Raw genomic sequence first — 20,004 nt, forward strand, 5'->3', positions numbered from 1 at the left:
TTTTGACGGAGAGCCCAGCTATTGCAGTCTATTATGATCGAAGCATGACAAACACTTGGCAGGTATTATCAATTCCATAACCTACCTCAATCAGATTGGCAGCAGGAGAGCAAATTCAAGAGTCCGTGCCATGAATGAACTGCTGATCATCGCCGATTCGATCGTCCTCGCTGAGCGTCAATTCTGGCTTTCCAGTCTCGGTGAAGAACGGCGACTTTCCGGGCATACGCTCGACGCCTATGAGCGCGATACACGGCAGTTTCTTACCTTCCTCACGGGCCACCTGGGTGGCCCGACGACGATCAAGGATATCCAGACGCTGCGCCCCGCCGATCTTCGAGCCTTTCTCGCGGCGCGACGCAAAGCAGGCTCCGGCGCCCGCTCGCTTGGCCGCAATCTTGCCGGCCTGCGCTCCTTCCTGCGCTTCCTCGAAAGGAAGGGTCTGGTGAATGCGGCGGGGGCAGCAGCGATCCGCTCGCCGAAGCAGCCGAAATCGCTGCCGAAGCCCCTCTCGGACGGCCAGGCGCTGACCGTGGTGAACGACGGCTCGCAATTGCACGACGAGCCCTGGATATCGGCCCGCGATGCCGCCGTCCTGACGCTGCTTTACGGCTGCGGGCTGCGAATCTCGGAGGCGTTGGCCCTGACGCCGGAAGATCTCCGTTCCGGCGCCTCCGCATTGCGCATCATCGGCAAGGGCAACAAGACGCGGCTTGTGCCGCTGCTGCCGGCCGTTGTCGAAGCTGTGGAGAAATACCGGGCATTGTGCCCCTACCATCTCGAGCCGGCCGAGCCGCTCTTTCGCGGGGCAAGAGGCGGGAAGCTGCAGCCGGCCATCATCCAGCGGGCGATGCAGGGTTTGAGAAGTGCTTTCGGCCTGCCGGAAACCGCGACGCCTCATGCACTGCGGCATTCCTTCGCAACCCACCTGCTTGCGGGCGGCGGCGATCTCAGGACCATTCAGGAACTGCTCGGGCACGCCAGCCTGTCGACGACGCAGATCTATACTGGCGTCGATTCGTCGCGGCTGCTGGAGGTATATGACAAGGCGCATCCGCGCGCCTGAGCGGGTTGCGGCACTTCCCGCCTCCATTTGGCCGCATCGCGCGACAAGGAAGCGTTAACCGACGATGTTAAGGGAATATGCGCAGCGAGAACCTAGTGTCGGCGCGCAACGAACCGGAAAGAGACGATGATCATCGCGATCGGCCAGAAGAGCTTCCACCTTGCGCAGCCACGGCTGGCGGACATCGCACTGTGGCTCGTTGCAGCCCTCCCGATGCTGCTTGCCGCGGCGCTGATCGCGGTGCTACTCACGCTCTCGCCGGCGCGCGCAGCCGAGACGGCAGATGCCGCCTGCGGCGGCAAGAACCTCCTGATCGAACTGCAGCAGCAGGACCCTGCCCGGTATGCAGCCGTGATGAAGGAAGGCGACGAGACGCCAAACGGGAAGTCGATCTTCTGGCAGATCGAGAAGCCGGGACTGAAACCCTCCTGGCTGCTCGGAACCATGCATGTCACGGATCCGCGCGTTCTGGTGATGCCCGCAGGCGCGGCGAACGCCCATGACGCCGCAGATACGATCGTTATCGAATCCGACGAAATACTGGACGAGAAGAAGGCAGCCATCGCCCTGCTCGCCAAGCCTGAACTGACGATGTTCACCGATGGGACGACAATCGCCTCCCTCCTGTCTCCGGAAGAAAACGCCCGCCTCGAAAGCGGGCTGAAGGAACGCGGCATACCACTCGCTGCCGTTTCGCGGATGCGCCCGTGGATGATCGCCAGCGTGGTCTCGCTGCCGGCCTGCGAACTCGCCCGGAAGGCCAAGGGTGCCGCATTCCTCGACCAGAAGATCGCGGCCGACGCCGTAGCCGAAGGCAAGGATGTCAAAGGACTGGAGACGCTTGCCGAACAGCTTTCGGCCATGGCGGAGCTACCTGTGGAGTTCCACCTCAAATCGCTCATCGAGACGCTCGAACTCGGCGACAGGATGAACGACGTGGTCGAGACCATGACCGATCTCTATCTTTCCGGAGACATCGGCATGACCATGCCGATGCTGGAGACGGTCGAACCTGCAGGCGGAGGCAACGCCAAGGACGAAGGCGGCGACTATGCGGCTTTCGAGCAGCGCATCATTCTCGACCGCAACAAGGTAATGGCGGAGCGCGCAGCGCCCATCCTCGCGAAAGGCAATGTCTTCATGGCCGTCGGCGCGCTGCACTTGCCGGGCGACCAGGGTCTTGTGGAATTGCTGCGCAAGCAGGGATTTGCAGTGACGGCGGTACGCTGAACCGGCTGCGACATCAACCGACGGTCATTCGGCGCAGCACGTCGGTCTTCCAGTAGAACTGATGGACAAGCGCGCCGAACACATGCGCGACGATGACGATCCAGAGCAGGACCTTCAACACATCCGCATGCAGGCCGCCCGCTGCGCCGTTCCCGAAGTAGTAGGCGCCAATTCCCGTGAACGGCATGGCGATCAGCAACAGGTAGAGCAGCGCATGGGCAAGCTTGGCGCCGAGCCTGAAGATGGCCGGTTCTTCCGGCGGCGCGACCGGCACGCCCGACTTGAAGCGAAGGACGAGGCGAAGCGCGACGAGGATCAGGATCGCGATCCCCACATAGGCGTGGATGTTGGCGCTGGCAATCTGGTCGGCGGTAGCGCTCCCGGTGCGGCGCATGGCGCGATTCCACTGCTCCATCCCGTCTGAGAACAGCAGATTGAACGATACGAGCAGCGCGGTGACCCAATGCACCACACGCTGAGAAAGAGAAAAGGAAACTGGAGAATCACTATCCATTTTCCACCCATTTCAATATCTTAGCCATGGAAACTATACGGGCCGCAGCTTCGCTAACAAGCTGCGGCCCGCAACATGACAGAGATTTAATCCCGGATCACATGTGGATCGGCTTGAAGAAGGTGGCGAGCGCTGCCTCCTTCACGGCCTCCGACATGGTCGGATGGGCATGGCATGTGCGGCCGAGATCTTCCGAAGAACCGCTGAATTCCATCAGCACGCCGATCTCGTGGATCATCTCGCCGGCACCGAAACCGACGATATGGCCACCGAGCAAGCGGTCGGTTTCCTTGTCCGCAAGGATCTTCACGAAACCTTCGGTCGCCAGCATGGCGCGGGCGCGGCCGTTCGCCGTGAAGGGGAACTTGCCGACCTTGTAGGCGATGCCTGCGGCTTTCAGCTCCTCCTCGGTCTTGCCGACGGAGGCGACTTCCGGCTGCGTATAGACGACGCTCGGGATGACGTCGTAGTTCACATGGCCGTGCTGGCCGGCGAGGATTTCGGCGAGCGCAACGCCCTCGTCTTCCGCCTTGTGGGCGAGCATCGGCCCCTTCACCACGTCGCCGATCGCATAGATGCCGTCGACATTGGTCTTGTAGTGGCCGTCGATCTCGACGCGACCGCGATTGTCGAGCTTCACGCCGGCACCTTCAAGGCCGAGGCCCTCGGTGAACGGCTTGCGGCCCGTGGCGACGAGCACGACATCGGCATCAAGGACAACCTTGTCGCCACCCTTGACGGGTTCGAACGTGACCTTGGCGCCCTTGCCGGCCTTCTCGACGCCAACGACCTTGGCGCCCAGGTGGAAGTCGATGCCCTGCTTGGCAAGCATGCGCTGAAACTGCTTCGAGACTTCGCCATCCATGCCGCCGAGGATCATGTCGAGGTATTCGACGACGGTGACCTTGGCGCCAAGACGCGACCACACGGAGCCGAGCTCGAGGCCGATCACGCCGCCGCCGACGACGATCATCGTAGCCGGGACCTTGTCCAGCGCGATGCCGCCGGTCGACGAAATGATGACCTTCTCATCGATCTGGACCGGAACGCCCGGGATGCCGGCAACGTCCGAGCCGGTGGCAATCACGATGTTTTTGCCTTCGATCTCCTGCACTTCACCCTTGTCGTTGGTCACCGCGACCTTGCCGGCCGAGACGATCTTGCCGGTGCCAATGAAGGAATCGACCTTGTTTTTCTTGAAGAGGAACGCGACGCCATCGACATTGGCCTTAACCGTCGCGTCCTTGTGCGCCATCATCTTGGAAAGATTGAGCTTCGGCGCAGCGACCTCGACGCCGAGCGCATCCATGCCGTGGCCGGCCTGATGGAACATTTCGGAAGCGTGCAGCAGCGCCTTGGACGGTATGCAGCCGATATTCAGGCAGGTGCCGCCGAAGGTCGCGCGCTTTTCGACGACCGCGACCTTCAGGCCGAGCTGGGCCGCCTTGATGGCGCAGACATAGCCGCCCGGGCCGCTACCGATAATGATGACATCATAGGCCATTGTTGATTTCCCTTTTACGTTATCTCTTTAGATCGCCCCGCCATGTAGCGAGACGAAGCCCGGCGCCGGCAGACGCGGCCCCGGCAATCGGTTGACTCAGTGGCCGCGGCGATCGCGTGATCGCGGGCCAAACTGGCTGTGAGGAAAGTGGCGACGCCGACAGCATAGATCTATCGACCGCCGCTCACATTGAGGATGGCGCCCGTGACGTAGGATGCCGCAGGCGAAAGCAGATAGAGAACCGCATCGGCGACTTCCGCAGGCGTTCCCGGGCGCTTCATCGGTATCATCGGCGCGAGTTCCCGCGCCCGGTCCGGCAATCCGCCCGAAGCGTGAAGGTCAGTCTCGATTACGCCCGGCCGGATCGCATTGACGCGCACGCCTTCCGCCGCCACTTCGCGCGAAAGACCGATGGTGAACGTGTCGATGGCAGCCTTCGAAGCCGCATAGTCGACATATTGGGAGGCCGATCCGAGAACCGCAGCCATCGACGAGATGTTGACGATCGCGCCGCCCTTGCCTCCATGCCTGCTCGACATGCGGCGGACCGCTTCGGCGGCGCAGAGAATTGAACCGGCGACGTTGACGCGCAGCATCCGCTCGATGCGCTCGGGCGACATTTCGTCGACGCGCTCCACCGTGGCCACGATGCCCGCATTGTTGACGAGACCGTCCAGGCGGCCGAAATGCTTGTCTACTGCCGCAAATATGGCCGAAATATCCGCCGCGATGCCGACATCGCCCTGGATGGCGATGGCTTCGCCACCCGCACCCTTGATCGCTGCCACGACATCGTCGGCAGCAGCCTTGGCGGAGGCGTAGTTGACAGCGACGCGCCAGCCCTGGCGGGCCGCACCAAGCGAAACGGCGGCCCCGATGCCGCGGCTTCCGCCGGTCACGAGGAGAACCGGTGCATCACTCATCCTGCGCACTCCTTGAAAGTCAGGACATCCCCTGGCACCACGCTTACCTTGCCTTCGCTCCACAGACGCGACAGGCGCATCGCCTTGCCGAATCCAGTCAGAACGACGCCGCTTATGGCCCGGCCATTCTCAGCTTGAAGGTCACTGGCTAGTCCCTCGCCCGTCGTGCCGTGAATCTTGCCTTGCCAGACCGTGCAGGCAGAAATTTCGGCACCCGTCGCGTCGCCTTGCGGGCAACCGAACATGAGAATGCCGTCGGACGATGTTGGATCGTCGGCCGGCATCACGAAGCCGTCCATGGCGGTACCAAGCCCCGCAACCGTCAGATGGAAGCGGCCGCTTGCGGCGGCAGCTTCCGAATTCAAGGGCACGAACCTCAGTTCATACGTGCCCGAAGGATCGGTATAGATCGCATCCAACTGCGCGCAATCGGCAGCCCGTGCGGGCACCGGCAGATTCGCGACGGCGCACGAAAGTAGTGCCGCCGCTTGCATCGTCCGGTACCGCATCGCGCGCACGTCCCCGCTTAGAGATCGAGAACGAGGCGCTCTGGATCTTCCAGGCTTTCCTTGACGCGAACGAGGAAGGTAACCGCTTCCTTTCCGTCGACCATCCGGTGGTCGTATGAAAGAGCGAGATACATCATCGGGCGAATGACGATCTGGCCTCCGATCACGACCGGACGCTCCTGAATCTTGTGCATGCCGAGGATGCCGGATTGCGGTGCATTCAGGATCGGGGCCGACATCAGCGAGCCGTAGACGCCGCCGTTGGAGATCGTGAAGGTACCACCCTGCATGTCGGCCATCGAAAGCTGGCCATCGCGGGCAGCCTTGCCGAGGCGGCCGATTTCCTTCTCGATCTCGGCGATCGACATCTGGTCGGCGTCACGGACGATCGGAACGACAAGGCCCTTGTCGGTGCCGACGGCAACGCCGATATGGCAGTAGTTCTTGTAGATGATGTCGGTGCCGTCGATCTCGGCGTTAACGGCCGGCAGTTCCTTCAGGGCGTGCGTCACGGCCTTGGTAAAGAAGCCCATGAAACCAAGCTTCACGCCGTGCTTCTTCTCGAAGATGTCCTTGTAGCGGTTGCGCAGATCCATCACCGCCTTCATGTCCACCTCGTTGTAGGTGGTGAGCATCGCGGCAGTGTTCTGGGCGTCCTTGAGACGCTTGGCGATCGTCTGGCGCAGGCGGGTCATCTTCACGCGCTCTTCGCGCGGTGCATCCTCGACCGGGGTGGGAGCGCGGACCGCAACGGGTGCGGGCGCTGCCGGCGCAGGGGCTGAAAGGCCCTTGGCGACGGCGGCGATCACATCGCCCTTCAGCACCTGGCCGCGCTTGCCGCTGCCATCGACCTGATCGGCCGAGAGATTGTTGTCCGCCAGAAGCTTGGCTGCTGCCGGAGCAGGCGGCATGGCGGAGACGGTAGCTGCAACCGGAGCGGCAGCAGCGACCGCCGGTGCGGCGGGGGCGGCAGCCGCAACGGGCTCGGCGGCCTTTGCAGCTGCGCCCGGAGCAGCGACACCTGCGCCATTGGCCGCAATCTGGCCAAGAAGGGCGCCGAGGCCCACGGTCTCGCCAGCCTGGGCGACGATCTCAGAGAGAACGCCGGCCGAAGGCGCGGGAACTTCGATGGTCACCTTATCGGTTTCCAGTTCGAGAATCGGTTCGTCGGCGTTGATGGCGTCACCCACCTTCTTGAACCAGGTGCCGACGGTTGCCTCGCTGACAGATTCGCCGAGGGTTGGAACGCGGATTTCTGTGGCCATTGTTCAAATCCTGATTACGTGTGTTTTCGTTTATGCATTTCGCGCGGCGGACGGCCGCAGGATGATCGACGGCATGGGCAGGATGTCGAAGCGGAAGCCGAAACCCGAGGCGATGATCGGATCGCCGTCGGAAAGCGCCTGCGCTTCCGCCTGATCCTCGACCTCGACAATCGCAACACCCCAGGCACCCTGGGCCTCGAAAACGGGACCGACGGCAATCGCCGATCCCGAAAGCGCCTTCTGGTGCCAGTACTCGACATGGCGTTTCATTGCCGCCATTTCCTCCCCGGTCCCGTCATGCGGAAAAGAAGGGCGCGGCGGCATAAGTCTCATGAGGAAATATGCCATTGCGCCAGCCTCCCCTTAGCCGCCCAGCGCATCCTCGAGGAATGCGGCGAGCTGAGACATATGCTTGGACATCAATCCCGTCGCCGGCGAGGCGGCGGCAGGACGTCCGGTATAGCGCACGCGCTGATACTTGGCGTCGATGTGGGCGAGAACCCACTCAAGGTACGGATCGATGAACGACCACGCGCCCATGTTCTTCGGCTCTTCCTGGCACCAGACCATTTCCGCATTGCGGAAGCGGGAAAGCTCGTTGATCAGAGCCTTGGCCGGGAACGGATAGAGCTGCTCGACGCGCAGCAGGTAGACGTCGTCGACGCCGCGCTTTTCGCGTTCCTCGAGAAGGTCGTAGTAGACCTTGCCGGAGCACATGACCACGCGGCGGATCTTGTTGTCCTTCTGCAGCTTGATCGGTCCATCCTTGATGACCTCCGCGTCGTCCCAGAGCAGGCGATGGAAGGAGGATTCACCGGCCATCTCCGCCAGGCTCGAAACAGCCTTCTTGTGGCGCAGGAGCGACTTCGGCGTCATCAGGATGAGCGGCTTGCGGAAGTCGCGCTTCAGCTGGCGGCGCAGGATGTGGAAATAGTTCGCCGGCGTACTGACGTTGGCGACCTGCATGTTGTCTTCCGCGCAAAGCTGCAGGAAGCGTTCCAGGCGGGCCGAGGAGTGCTCGGGACCCTGCCCTTCATAGCCATGCGGCAGCAGGCAGACGAGACCGGACATGCGAAGCCACTTGCGCTCGCCGGACGAGACGAACTGGTCGAAGATCACCTGTGCGCCGTTTGCGAAGTCGCCGAACTGCGCTTCCCAGAGCGTAAGCGCATTCGGACGAGCCAGCGAATAGCCGTACTCGAAGCCGAGCACCGCCTCTTCCGAGAGCATCGAATTGATGACCTCGTAACGGCCCTGGGTGGGGGAGAGATTGGCAAGCGGGATATAACGCTCTTCGGACTCCTGATCATAGAGAACCGAATGGCGCTGCGAGAACGTGCCGCGCTCGACGTCCTGGCCGGAGAGACGAATCTTGTGCCCATCGACGCACAGCGACCCGAAAGCGAGTGCTTCCGCCATCGCCCAGTCGATGCCCTCGCCGGTGGAAATCATGTTTGCACGGTTTTCCATGAAGCGCTGGATCGTGCGATGAGCGTTGAAGCCAGCCGGGATCTCCGACAGCTTGCGGCCGATCTCCTTCAGCTGCTTCATCGGCACCGCGGTCTTGCCGCGGCGCTGCTCGTCGGCATTGTCGGCGACGCGCAGACCCGACCACTCGCCGTCGAGCCAGTCTGCCTTGTTCGGCTTGTAGGACTGGCCGGCGTCGAATTCCTGCTCGAGCGAGGCGCGCCAATCAGCACGCATCTTCTCGACCTCGCCCTCGGTGAGATGGCCCTCGGCGATCAGCCGCGCTGCATAGAGCTGCACGACGGTCTTGTGGCCGCGGATGACCTTGTACATCTTCGGCTGCGTGAACGCAGGCTCGTCGCCTTCGTTATGACCGAAGCGGCGGTAGCAGAACATGTCGAGGACCACGGGCTTGTGGAACTTCATGCGGAACTCGGTCGCGACCTTCGCCGCATAGACCACCGCCTCCGGATCGTCGCCGTTGACGTGGAAGATCGGCGCCTCGATCATCTTCGCCACATCCGACGGATAGGGCGACGAACGCGAGAAGGCCGGATTGGTGGTGAAACCGATCTGGTTGTTGATGATGACGTGCATGGTGCCGGCGACACGATGGCCGCGCAGGCCGGAAAGGCCAAGAACTTCCGCCACGACGCCCTGGCCTGCAAAGGCGGCATCGCCGTGGATGAGAAGCGGCATGACCTTGGCGCGTTCATGCAGGGGAATGACGTCGCCTTCCCAGACCGTGGCGCTCATGTCCTGCTTGGCGCGCGCCTTGCCCATGACGACCGGATTGACGATTTCGAGATGCGACGGGTTGGCCGTCAGCGACAGGTGCACCTTGTTGCCGTCGAACTCGCGGTCCGACGAAGCGCCGAGATGATACTTCACGTCGCCCGAGCCCTCGACTTCGTCGGGAGCGTAGGAGCCGCCCTTGAATTCGTGGAAGATCGCGCGATGCGGCTTCGCCATCACCTGCGAAAGCACGTTCAGGCGGCCGCGATGGGCCATGCCGAAAACGACCTCCTTGAGGCCGAGATGGCCGCCGCGCTTGATGATCTGCTCCAGCGCAGGGACGAGCGATTCGCCGCCGTCCAAGCCGAAGCGCTTCGTGCCCTTGTACTTGACGTCGATGAACTGCTCGAAGCCTTCCGACTCGATCAGCTTGGAAAGAATTGCCTTCTTGCCTTCCGGCGTGAAGGCAACACCCTTGTCCGCGCCCTCGATGCGTTCCTGAATCCACGCCTTCTCCTCGGGGTTGGACATGTGCATGAATTCGACGCCGATGGTGGAGCAGTAGGTCCGCTCCAGGATCTCGATCATCTCGCGCACGGTTGCGTATTCGAGGCCGAGCACGTTGTCGATGAAGATCTTGCGGTCGTAGTCGGCCTCGGTGAAGCCGTAGGAAGTCGGCGACAGCTCGTTATAGTCCTCGACCGGCGCCGCCAGCCCGAGCGGGTCGAGCTTGGCATGCAGATGGCCGCGGGCGCGATAGGCACGGATCATCATGATGGCGCGCACCGAATCGCGGCTCGCCTGATGAACGTCGGCCGGGCTGGCGGCCACGCCGGTTGCCGCAGCCTTTTCCTCTGCCTTGGCTTTTACCTTGGTCTCGATCGCCTTTTCGACGATGCCCCAATTGCCGTCGAGCGCCGAGACAAGCTCGCCGTTTGCCGCGATCGGCCAGTTCTTGCGCTGCCAGGAAGCGCCTTTGGCCGCCTTCCTCACATCATCCGGACTGTCCTCGAGCGCCTTGAAGAAGGAGCGCCACTCGTCCGATACCGAGTTCGGATCGTCCTCGTAACGAGCGTAGAGCTGCTCGATATAGGCTGCGTTCGCGCCGTCGAGAAACGAGGTTATCTGAAATTGCTCGTTGGCTTCTTGCCTTGCCATGATGATGCGCGGACTGCTCCGTCCGCCTCCTGACTTGATTGGTGCCGGTCGCTTTGCGCCGGCCGTCGCATTTCTTTTCCGCCGCCCGTCAGCGACGCATCCGCATCAAAAGTTCGAAATCGGACGGCAGGCGCGGATGCCTCTGCCGCCCGACCACATAGATTGGTTCAGCCCTTGAGGACTTCAACCAGCGTCTTGCCGAGGCGAGCCGGAGACGGCGACACCTTGATACCTGCCGATTCCATCGCCGCGATCTTCGATTCTGCGTCGCCCTTGCCGCCGGAAACGACAGCACCGGCGTGGCCCATGGTGCGGCCCTTCGGAGCCGTACGGCCCGCGATGAAGCCGGCCATCGGCTTCTTGCGGCCCTTCTTGGCTTCGTCGATCAGGAACTGGGCTGCGTCTTCTTCAGCCGAGCCGCCGATTTCACCGATCATGATGATCGAGGTCGTGGCCGGGTCGGCCAGGAACATCTCAAGCACGTCGATGAACTCGGTGCCCTTGACCGGGTCGCCGCCGATGCCGACAGCCGTCGTCTGGCCGAGGCCCTCGTTGGACGTCTGGAACACCGCTTCATAGGTCAGCGTGCCGGAGCGCGACACGATACCGACCGAACCCTTGCGGAAGATCGAGCCCGGCATGATGCCGATCTTGCATTCTTCCGGCGTCAGGATGCCCGGGCAGTTCGGGCCGAGCAGACGGGACTTGGAGCGGTCGAGGCGAGCCTTGACGCGGACCATGTCCATGACCGGGATGCCCTCGGTAATGCAGGTGATGAACGGGATCTCGGCGTCGATCGCCTCGATGATCGCATCCGCGGCACCAGCCGGCGGAACGTAGATCACGGACGCATCGGCGCCGGTCTTTTCCTTGCCTTCGGCAACGGTCGCGAAGATCGGCAGAGTTTCGCCCTTGGAACCGGTCCAGGTTTCGCCACCCTTCTTCGGGTGGATACCGCCGACCATCTTGGTGCCGTAGTAGGCGAGAGCCTGTTCGGTGTGGAAGGTGCCGGTCTTGCCGGTCAGGCCCTGAACGAGAACCTTGGTATTCTTATTGACGAGAATAGACATGTATCAGGTCCTCAAATTAGGCGTTGATCGCAGCGACGATCTTCTTGGCAGCATCGTCCAAGTCGTCGGCGGCCGTGATCGCAAGACCCGACTCGTTGAGGATTTTCTTGCCGAGCTCGACATTGGTGCCTTCGAGGCGAACGACGAGCGGCACCTTGAGACCGACTTCCTGAACCGCTGCGACAACGCCTTCGGCGATGACGTCGCACTTCATGATGCCGCCGAAGATGTTGACGAGGATGCCCTCGACCTTCGGGTCAGCCGTGATGATCTTGAAGGCCGCAGCAACCTTGTCCTTGCCGGCACCACCACCGACGTCACAGAAGTTCGCCGGCTCCTTGCCGTAGAGCTTGATGATGTCCATGGTTGCCATGGCAAGGCCCGCGCCGTTGACCATGCAGCCGATGTTGCCGTCGAGGGCAACGTAGGCGAGGTCCCACTTGGAGGCTTCGATTTCCTTGGCGTCTTCTTCAGTCACGTCGCGCAGCGTCTTGACGTCGTCATGACGGAACAGCGCGTTGCCGTCGAAGGACATCTTGGCATCGAGGACGCGCAGGTGGCCGTCCTTCATGACGATCAGCGGGTTGACCTCGAGGAGAGCCATGTCCTTCTCGCCGAAGGCCTTGTAAAGCGCCGGGAACAGCGACTTGGCATCTTCTGCGGCGGCACCCGAAAGCTCGAGAGCCTTGGAGATCGCGGCAACATCGGCAGCCGTGACACCGGCTTCTGGATCGATGGCGATCGTGTGGATCTTTTCCGGCGTGTCATGGGCGACGGCTTCGATATCCATGCCGCCTTCCGTGGAAACCACAAAGGCGACCTTGCCGACTGACCGATCGACCAGGATCGAGCAATAGAGTTCGCGGGCAATGTCGGCGCCGTCTTCGATATAGAGGCGGTTGACCTGCTTGCCGGCTTCGCCCGTCTGCGCCGTTACCAGCGTGTTGCCGAGCATTTCCTTGGCGTGGGCAACGACTTCCTCGATCGACTTCGCCAGGCGAACGCCGCCCTTGGCGTCAGGGCCGAGTTCCTTGAACTTGCCCTTGCCGCGGCCACCGGCGTGGATCTGGCTCTTGACCACGTAAAGCGGGCCGGGAAGCGACCTGGCGGCAGCTTCGGCCTCCTCGACCTTGAGGATAGCCACACCTTCCGCGACCGGCGCGCCATAGCCCTTCAGCAGAGCCTTGGCCTGATATTCATGAATATTCATGGGTCTGTTCCTGTTTGATTACTTCGGCGCCCGGTCCGACTACTTGAGCGACGGCGCGATGTTGATGCAGGCTTCGCAGAGGCCGGCAACCGCGCCGACCGACTTGTCGAAGGCTTCCTTCTCGGCCTTGTTCAGATCGATCTCGATGACGCGCTCGACGCCACCGGCGCCGATCACCGTCGGAACGCCGACATACATGTCCTTGACGCCATACTGGCCCGTGAGGTGCGCAGCGCAGGGCAGGACGCGCTTCTTGTCCTTGAGGTAGGCTTCGGCCATTTCGATCGCCGAGGCGGCCGGTGCGTAGTAGGCCGAACCGGTCTTCAGCAGGCCGACGATTTCGGCGCCGCCGTCACGGGTGCGCTGGATGATTTCTTCGAGGCGTTCCTTGGTAACCCAGCCCATCGTGACGAGGTCGGTGAGCGGAATGCCGCCGACGGTCGAATAGCGGGCGAGCGGCACCATCGTATCGCCATGGCCGCCGAGAACGAATGCCGTGACGTCCTGCACGGAAACGTTGAATTCCTTGGCGAGGAAGAGGCGGAAGCGCGAGGAGTCAAGAACGCCGGCCATGCCCACGACCTTGTTGCTCGGAAGGCCGGAAAACTTCTGCAGCGCCCAGACCATGGCGTCGAGCGGGTTGGTGATGCAGATCACGAATGCGTTCGGCGCGTACTTCTTGATGCCAGCGCCGACCTGCTCCATGACCTTGAGGTTGATGCCGAGAAGGTCGTCGCGGCTCATGCCCGGCTTGCGCGGGACGCCGGCCGTGACGATGCAGACGTCTGCGCCTTCGATCGCGGAATAGTCGCTGGCGCCCGTCAGGTTGACGTCGAAGCCCTCGACCGGGGAGGACTGTGCGATGTCGAGGCCCTTACCCTGAGGAATGCCATCGGCGATGTCGAAGAGAACGATGTCGCCCAGTTCCTTCAGGCCGGCGAGATGCGCCAGCGTGCCGCCGATCATGCCAGAACCAATAAGTGCGATCTTGTTGCGCGCCATTTCGGTGTTTCCTTGTACCGTCAAAACCCATAGCAGCGCGGTCACGCGTCGCCATTGCCGTCAACCGCATAGACCCAAAGCCAAAAAATGGCAATGCATTATTTTATGACGAACAATTTCAATCGGTTAGATATTAAAATTCTTACGTAAACGTAACTCACGTCGTCATGAGTTTGTCATTCTGCAGCCCGCTTGGCGTGGTGGAGCGCAAGATATTCAGCACTTCGCATCTCGAAGAGACGGGAGGCGGTGCGATCGAACTCGAAGCCTTCCGTGCCCTTTCTTCCGGTCAGAAGGTGTTCAGGCATGGCCGCAGCTGAGACGAAAAGACGGGCACCGTGATCGTAGAGCGTGTCGATGAGGATGATGAATCGTTTCGTCTGGTTCCGTTTCTCCGGGCCGAGCATCGGCACATGATCCAGGAAGATCGTGTCAAAACGTTCGGCGATTGCCAGAAAATCGACAGCGCCATGCGGCTGTTCGCAAAGATCCGCGAACGAAAACCGCGCCATTCGGTCAACTGCCAGCGGCACGTGGATTTTACGCCCCTTCAGCGGAATGTCGAGCGGCTGCGCCTTGCGCCCGTGGAGCGCTTGCGCCCAGGACGCATCCATCGCCATGTCGGCGCGCTCGTCGAGCGGCGAGAGGTAAACCGGCTGGCTGCTCAGCTTCTCCATGCGGTAGTCGGTCGGCGAGTCCAGGGACACGACATCGACATGGGACCTCAGGAGCGCAATAAACGGCACGAAGAGGCCACGGTTGAGGCCCTGATGATAGAGATTGTCCGGCTCCACGTTGGAGGTCGCGACGAGCACGCAACCGCGCGCGAAAAGCTCCGAGAAAAGCCGCGACAGGATCATGGCGTCGGCAATGTCGGTGACGGAAAACTCGTCGAAGCACAGCAACTCCGCCTCGGCAAAGAGATCGGCGGCAACCGGCGGCATCGGATCGGCCTGCTTCGTCTCGCCGTTCTTGAGCTTCAGGCGATGGGCGGCGATGCGATTGTGCACATCTGCCATGAATTCGTGAAAATGGGCGCGCCGCTTGCGGCTGCAGGGCGCCATGGCGAAGAACATGTCCATGAGCATCGTCTTGCCGCGGCCGACGCTGCCGTGGATGTAGAGCCCCTTCACGCTGTCGGCGGGCTTTTTCCGCGCGGCAAAGAGCCAGCCGAGCGCACTCGTCTTGGCGGCCGGACGGCGTCTCTTGAGTGCGGAAAGCACGCGGTCGAGGCGATCGGCCACGTCCATCTGCGCGGCATCCACCTGGAGCGAGCCGGAAGCCGTCAGCGATTTCAGTTGCTCGGCAACGCTCAGGGAATAGTCAGGCATGGGCTGCATGAAGAAACATCCGCCTGTATGTCAAGGGACGGCAGAGCCGCCTGCCTTTATCGGCTGAGGCTGATCGGCTGGCCGGAGTTCGTGGAACCGTCGAAACGGGAATCCGCCGTCTTGTAGACCCGGCCGATCGGGTTGCCGCTGCGATCCTTGAGCAGGACCTGCTTGCCTTCGACTTCCCACGAGCCCATGGCCGTCAACTCGCCGACGCAGCCGCGGGTACCGCCGCGGGAGCCGCTTCCGAGATTGGTAAGCGTCAGGAACATGTCGCAGGTGTTGCCGGCACTCGAAACGCGCCAGCTGCCGACCATCGATTCCTTCGTCACATCGAGCGCCGTTGCGCCCAGCTGATCGGCACCCGGCATCGACGCGACGTTCGGCGCGGCGGCGGGAGCGGCGGGAAACTGGGAGCCGCCGGCTCCCGGAGCCGGCAATTGCCCGGCCTGCACGCTGGGAACGGGCTGCGCCTGGAGCGGAGCAGCGGAGTAACCGGAGTTGTAGCCCGAGTAGCTTGTACGCTGGCAGCCGGCAAGCGAGAGAACGATCGCCACACCCGTCACCGCATATCTAAATTGCATCATCACACTCCCGAAATTTCGACCCTGCCCCTGAAGCTGGCGCGCAATAGCGGCCGAATTATCGTGAAAGGCCAAGTCGAATCAAGCCAGTCACGATCAGAATGATCCGTATCGCGGAACCTTTGGGCAACCCTGAGGCAAAATTGGCGCATTTTCAAACAATTCAAGGGCTCAGCATGCGCCACCACGGCACGGACAGGTACCCTGAGTTGGCGCCGCCTCGATGTGATTCGCGCCTAGGACGCGCCAGATACGCAAAAAGCCGCCGGTATTCGACGGCTCTTCGCATATGAAAGAACGAAGGCTTCACACCCTGCGCTCGACCATCATCTTCTTGATCTCTGCGATGGCCTTTGCAGGGTTCAGACCCTTCGGGCAGGTCTGCGCACAGTTCATGATCGTGTGGCAGCGATAGAGGCGGAAAGGATCCTCGAGGTTGTCGAGACGCTCGCCCGTCGCTTCGTCTCGGGAGTCGATCAACCAACGATAGGCCTGCAGAAGGACGGCCGGGCCGAGGTAACGGTCGCCGTTCCACCAGTAGCTCGGACAGGAGGTCGAGCAGCAGGCGCAGAGGATGCATTCGTAGAGGCCGTCGAGCTTCTGGCGATCCTCGTGGCTCTGCTTCCATTCCTTGGCCGGCGCGGGTGAGACCGTCTTCAGCCACGGCTCGATCGAGCGGTGCTGGGCGTAGAAGTTGGTAAGGTCCGGAACGAGGTCCTTGACGACAGGCAGATGCGGCAGCGGATAGATCTTCACCGTGCCCTTGATGTCGTCGAGACCCTTGGTGCAGGCGAGCGTGTTCGTGCCGTCGATGTTCATCGCGCAAGAGCCGCAGATGCCCTCGCGACAAGAGCGGCGCAGCGTTAGCGTCGGATCGATCTTGTTCTTGATGTAGAGCAGGCCGTCGAGAACCATCGGACCGCAATCGTCGAGGTCGATGTGGTAGGTGTCGATCGAAGGGTTCTGGCCGTCGTCCGGGCTCCAGCGGTAGACCCGGAATTCCCGGGTATTCGTGGCGCCAGCCGGCTTCGGCCAGACCTTGCCTTCGCGGATCTGGGAGTTCTTGGGGAGAGCGAGTTCAACCATGCGACCTGTCCGTTCTTTCCTTGCGCCGATCCTTGCGAATGACCAGCTTCAGCCCCGACCATATGTTGTCGACTGCGGCCACCTTGACATCCACCAGATCAAGATCGAGGGCCGCTGCGCGCACGACATCCTCGGTCACGTCCGTCTTAACCTTCGAAGCCTTCTTCGGCCACGAGACCCAGATCATGCCATCCGGCGTGATCCGGTCCTGAAGGCCGGAAAGCTCGTTTTCGATCTCCGCCCTCATGATCGTGAAGGCATGGATCGCATCGTAAACCTTGTCTGCCGCCTGGATCGCTTCCCAAGAGGAAAGCCGGTCGCAGGTGGCAAATTCAACTGAGGCAGCAAGCTCTTCCAGGCTTTCCGGCAGCGCGATGAACGCTGCCGTCATGCCGGGCTTGAAACCCAATTTCCTGACAAGCGGCGTTCCGGAATATCCCGCGTCCGCCGCCGCCATGATCAATAAACACGCGCCTTCGGCTCGATCTTGTGCGGATCGATGCCTTCGGCAATGAGGTCGGTGTGGACCGGACGGTAGTCGAGCTTCACATCGCCGGCCTCATTGACCCAGGCGAGTGTATGCTTGCGCCAATTGACGTCGTCGCGACCAGCGAATGGCCCGCCGGTGTAGTCTTCGCGGGCATGCGAGCCGCGGCTCTCCTTGCGGGCCTCGGCGCCGTAGATCGTCGTGATCGCGTTGGCCATCAGGTTTTGCAGCTCGAGCGTTTCGACGAGGTCGGAGTTCCAGATCATCGAGCGGTCGGTGACCTTGACGTCCTTGAGCTCGCTCCAGATTTCCGAAAGACGGCGGCAACCGGATTCCAGGGTTTCCTGGGTGCGGAAGACGGCCGCATCTTCCTGCATGGCGCGTTGCATCTTCTCGCGCAGCGCAGCCGTCGGCGTGCCGCCGCTGGCGTGGCGCACACCGTCGAAGCGATCCATGATCTTGTCACAGGCCGCCACGTTCAGATGCGGAACCGGTGCTGCACGGTCGATGACCTCGCCGGCGCGGATGGCGGCCGCACGGCCAAAGACAACGAGATCGATCAGCGAGTTGGAGCCGAGGCGATTGGCACCATGCACCGAGGCGCAACCGGCTTCACCAACGGCCATCAGGCCGGGGATGACCCGTTCCGGATTGTTGCTGTCGGCATTCAGCACTTCGCCCCAATAGTTCGTCGGAATGCCGCCCATGTTGTAGTGAACGGTCGGCAGGACCGGGATCGGCTCGCGCGTCACGTCGACGCCGGCGAAGATCTTGGCGCTCTCGGAGATACCCGGCAGGCGCTCGTGCAGCACGGCCGGGTCGAGATGGTCGAGGTGCAGGAAGATGTGGTCCTTGTTCTTGCCGACGCCACGGCCTTCGCGGATTTCCAGCGTCATGCAGCGCGAGACGACGTCGCGCGAGGCAAGGTCCTTCGCCGAAGGCGCATAGCGCTCCATGAAGCGTTCACCCTCGGAATTCACGAGGTAACCGCCTTCGCCGCGCGCGCCTTCGGTGATGAGACAGCCCGAACCGTAGATGCCGGTCGGATGGAACTGCACGAACTCCATGTCCTGCAGGGGCAGGCCGGCACGTGCCACCATACCGCCGCCGTCGCCGGTGCAGGTATGGGCTGACGTTGCCGAGAAATAGGCGCGGCCATAACCGCCGGTCGCCAGCACCACCATCTTGGCGGCGAAGCGATGGATCGTGCCGTCGTCGAGGCACCAGGCGACGACGCCGGTGCAACGGCTGCCGTCGTCGGACATGATCAGGTCGAGTGCGAAATACTCGATGAAAAACTCGGCATTGTGCCGGAGCGACTGGCCATAGAGCGTGTGCAGGATGGCATGGCCGGTGCGGTCGGCAACGGCGCAGGTGCGCTGCACCGGCGGACCTTCGCCGTAGTTCTGCATGTGGCCGCCGAACGGGCGCTGGTAGATCTTGCCTTCCTCGTTGCGGGAGAAGGGCACGCCGTAGTGCTCGAGCTCATAGACCGCCTTCGGCGCTTCCATGGTCATGTATTGCATGGCGTCCACGTCGCCGAGCCAGTCGGAACCCTTGACCGTGTCGTAGAGATGCCACTGCCAGCTATCCGGCGTCATGTTCTGCAGCGAGGCCGCAATGCCGCCCTGGGCGGCGACGGTGTGTGAGCGGGTCGGAAATACCTTGGTGATGCAGGCGGTGCGGAAACCCTGTTCGGCCATGCCGAGCGTGGCGCGCAACCCCGCGCCGCCGGCGCCGACGACGATCACGTCATAGGAGTGATCGACATATTTGTAGGCCTTCCCATTCTGAGCGGGTGAAGACGGTGCCATGATACGGTTATCCTACGAATGCGATTTTCAGAATGGCGAAGAGACAGAGGCCAGCGATCAGGATCGAGAAGAAGGTGTTGAGCATCAGCAGGATGACCTTGCCGAATTCGCCGTGCACGTAGTCTTCGATGATCACCTGCATGCCGAGCTTCATATGGATGACGCCGGAGACGACCACCAGGCCCATGACGACCGCGACCAGCGGGTGCGACAGCGCGTGAACGACATCCGAATAGGGCGCTCCCGCATAGGCAATCATGAAGATGACGAAGAAGATGATGAGCGGAATGTTGGCGACCGCGGTCAGGCGCTGGCGCCAGAAATGGTCTGTGCCGTCCTTGGCAGAGCCAAGCCCGCGAACCTTGCCCAGGGGGGTGCGCATATCCATGTGATTTGCCTTCAGAAGCGAATGAGGAAGCCGATCACCCAGACCAAGACGGTCAGACAGAGCGATCCGATGATGTTGGCTTTCGCAAGCTTGGTGGAGAATTCCTTCTCGAAACCATGGCCGAGATCCCACATCAGGTGGCGCAGGCCGCCCAGCATATGGTGCAACAATGCCCAGGTATATCCAAGCAGGATGAGCTTGCCGACAATGCTGCCGAGGATCCAGTTGACCCAGTCGTAATAGGCTTGGCCCGTCGCAGCCGCGATCAGCCACCACGCAATCAGGATCGTGCCGACATAGAGTGCGCCGCCGGTGATGCGGTGCAGGATCGACATGACCATGGTTGGAATAGGCTTGTAGATTTGCAGATGCGGCGACAGGGGCCGGTTATTTGTCACATTCGCCATCAGAACCTCGCGGCGTTTTGCTGCGCGTCGAATTTCGGGCACGCCCGTAGCGACCACACGAATGACAAAATCTTGTGTGCGTCGCGTCATTGGCGACGTTTAATCACCGAAATGCGGAACGACAAGCACTATTGCTGCATGCCTCCAATTTAATCGATTGGGGTTGCGCAGAACTTACACTTGCGCAAGGAGTCTTCCTTTCCACTCCGCTTTTGCCGGATCACCATCCCCATGGACAATTTGCGGCTTTTGCC

Annotated in this window: 19 protein-coding genes; 2 read left to right on the plus strand and 17 right to left on the minus strand. The window is 61.9% G+C overall.

The window, feature by feature from the left end:
* Positions 1-130 precede the first annotated feature (130 nt).
* Positions 131-1,066, plus strand: coding sequence for a tyrosine recombinase XerC (locus EV286_RS10895; RefSeq protein WP_132957063.1), 936 nt, complete (start codon positions 131-133; stop codon positions 1,064-1,066).
* 126 nt (positions 1,067-1,192) lie between these two features.
* Positions 1,193-2,296, plus strand: coding sequence for a TraB/GumN family protein (locus tag EV286_RS10900; protein ID WP_132957064.1), 1,104 nt, complete (start codon positions 1,193-1,195; stop codon positions 2,294-2,296).
* A gap of 13 nt (positions 2,297-2,309) precedes the next feature.
* Here EV286_RS10900 and EV286_RS10905 read toward each other — a convergent pair whose 3' ends face one another.
* From EV286_RS10905 to sdhC, 17 genes are all read right to left on the minus strand, one after another.
* The gene (locus tag EV286_RS10905) at positions 2,310-2,810 is read right to left on the minus strand and encodes a cytochrome b/b6 domain-containing protein (protein WP_132957065.1); all 501 of its coding nucleotides are present in this window, start codon (positions 2,808-2,810) and stop codon (positions 2,310-2,312) included.
* A 97-nt stretch (positions 2,811-2,907) separates the two neighbouring features.
* Positions 2,908-4,314: a dihydrolipoyl dehydrogenase gene (lpdA, locus tag EV286_RS10910; protein ID WP_132957066.1), complete on the minus strand. Its 1,407-nt coding sequence runs from the start codon at positions 4,312-4,314 to the stop codon at positions 2,908-2,910.
* Between the two features lie 170 nt (positions 4,315-4,484).
* On the minus strand, positions 4,485-5,237 hold the full coding sequence (locus tag EV286_RS10915; RefSeq protein ID WP_132957067.1) for an SDR family oxidoreductase: 753 nt from the start codon (positions 5,235-5,237) through the stop codon (positions 4,485-4,487).
* Positions 5,234-5,746, minus strand: a complete 513-nt coding sequence (locus tag EV286_RS10920; protein ID WP_245500680.1) for a hypothetical protein — start codon at positions 5,744-5,746, stop codon at positions 5,234-5,236. The genes EV286_RS10915 and EV286_RS10920 overlap by 4 nt, the downstream gene beginning before the upstream one ends.
* Before the next feature lie 17 nt (positions 5,747-5,763).
* Positions 5,764-7,011: a 2-oxoglutarate dehydrogenase complex dihydrolipoyllysine-residue succinyltransferase gene (gene odhB, locus EV286_RS10925; protein WP_132957068.1), complete on the minus strand. Its 1,248-nt coding sequence runs from the start codon at positions 7,009-7,011 to the stop codon at positions 5,764-5,766.
* Positions 7,012-7,041: 30 nt separating this feature from the next.
* Positions 7,042-7,359 (minus strand): YciI family protein, encoded by a 318-nt coding sequence (locus EV286_RS10930; RefSeq protein ID WP_132957069.1) that lies wholly within the window; start codon positions 7,357-7,359, stop codon positions 7,042-7,044.
* 15 nt (positions 7,360-7,374) lie between these two features.
* Complete coding sequence (locus EV286_RS10935; RefSeq protein ID WP_132957070.1) at positions 7,375-10,371, minus strand: 2-oxoglutarate dehydrogenase E1 component; 2,997 nt, start codon at positions 10,369-10,371, stop codon at positions 7,375-7,377.
* A gap of 167 nt (positions 10,372-10,538) precedes the next feature.
* Positions 10,539-11,441 carry a succinate--CoA ligase subunit alpha gene (sucD, locus tag EV286_RS10940; protein WP_132957071.1) on the minus strand — a complete coding sequence of 301 codons (903 nt, stop codon included), beginning with the start codon at positions 11,439-11,441 and terminating at the stop codon, positions 10,539-10,541.
* 16 nt (positions 11,442-11,457) lie between these two features.
* On the minus strand, positions 11,458-12,651 hold the full coding sequence (gene sucC, locus EV286_RS10945; protein WP_132957072.1) for an ADP-forming succinate--CoA ligase subunit beta: 1,194 nt from the start codon (positions 12,649-12,651) through the stop codon (positions 11,458-11,460).
* 39 nt (positions 12,652-12,690) lie between these two features.
* Positions 12,691-13,653, minus strand: a complete 963-nt coding sequence (gene mdh, locus EV286_RS10950) for a malate dehydrogenase (RefSeq protein ID WP_132957073.1) — start codon at positions 13,651-13,653, stop codon at positions 12,691-12,693.
* A 176-nt stretch (positions 13,654-13,829) separates the two neighbouring features.
* Positions 13,830-14,993, minus strand: a complete 1,164-nt coding sequence (gene zapE / locus EV286_RS10955; protein WP_132957074.1) for a cell division protein ZapE — start codon at positions 14,991-14,993, stop codon at positions 13,830-13,832.
* A 47-nt stretch (positions 14,994-15,040) separates the two neighbouring features.
* Positions 15,041-15,568, minus strand: coding sequence for a protease inhibitor Inh/omp19 family protein (locus EV286_RS10960; RefSeq protein WP_132957517.1), 528 nt, complete (start codon positions 15,566-15,568; stop codon positions 15,041-15,043).
* A gap of 306 nt (positions 15,569-15,874) precedes the next feature.
* Complete coding sequence (locus EV286_RS10965; RefSeq protein ID WP_132957075.1) at positions 15,875-16,654, minus strand: succinate dehydrogenase iron-sulfur subunit; 780 nt, start codon at positions 16,652-16,654, stop codon at positions 15,875-15,877.
* Positions 16,647-17,111 carry a DUF3052 family protein gene (locus tag EV286_RS10970; protein ID WP_132957076.1) on the minus strand — a complete coding sequence of 155 codons (465 nt, stop codon included), beginning with the start codon at positions 17,109-17,111 and terminating at the stop codon, positions 16,647-16,649. The genes EV286_RS10965 and EV286_RS10970 overlap by 8 nt, the downstream gene beginning before the upstream one ends.
* A 2-nt stretch (positions 17,112-17,113) precedes the next feature.
* Positions 17,114-18,955 (minus strand): succinate dehydrogenase flavoprotein subunit, encoded by a 1,842-nt coding sequence (sdhA, locus tag EV286_RS10975; protein WP_132957077.1) that lies wholly within the window; start codon positions 18,953-18,955, stop codon positions 17,114-17,116.
* A gap of 7 nt (positions 18,956-18,962) precedes the next feature.
* Entirely contained in the window at positions 18,963-19,343 is a 381-nt protein-coding gene (gene sdhD, locus EV286_RS10980; protein WP_132957078.1) for a succinate dehydrogenase, hydrophobic membrane anchor protein, read from the minus strand.
* A gap of 11 nt (positions 19,344-19,354) precedes the next feature.
* Complete coding sequence (gene sdhC / locus EV286_RS10985; protein ID WP_132957079.1) at positions 19,355-19,750, minus strand: succinate dehydrogenase, cytochrome b556 subunit; 396 nt, start codon at positions 19,748-19,750, stop codon at positions 19,355-19,357.
* Between the last annotated feature and the right edge of the window lie 254 nt (positions 19,751-20,004).

This window comes from Rhizobium sp. BK251 (assembly GCF_004345245.1).
In the GTDB taxonomy this organism is placed as follows: Bacteria; Pseudomonadota; Alphaproteobacteria; order Rhizobiales; family Rhizobiaceae; genus Rhizobium.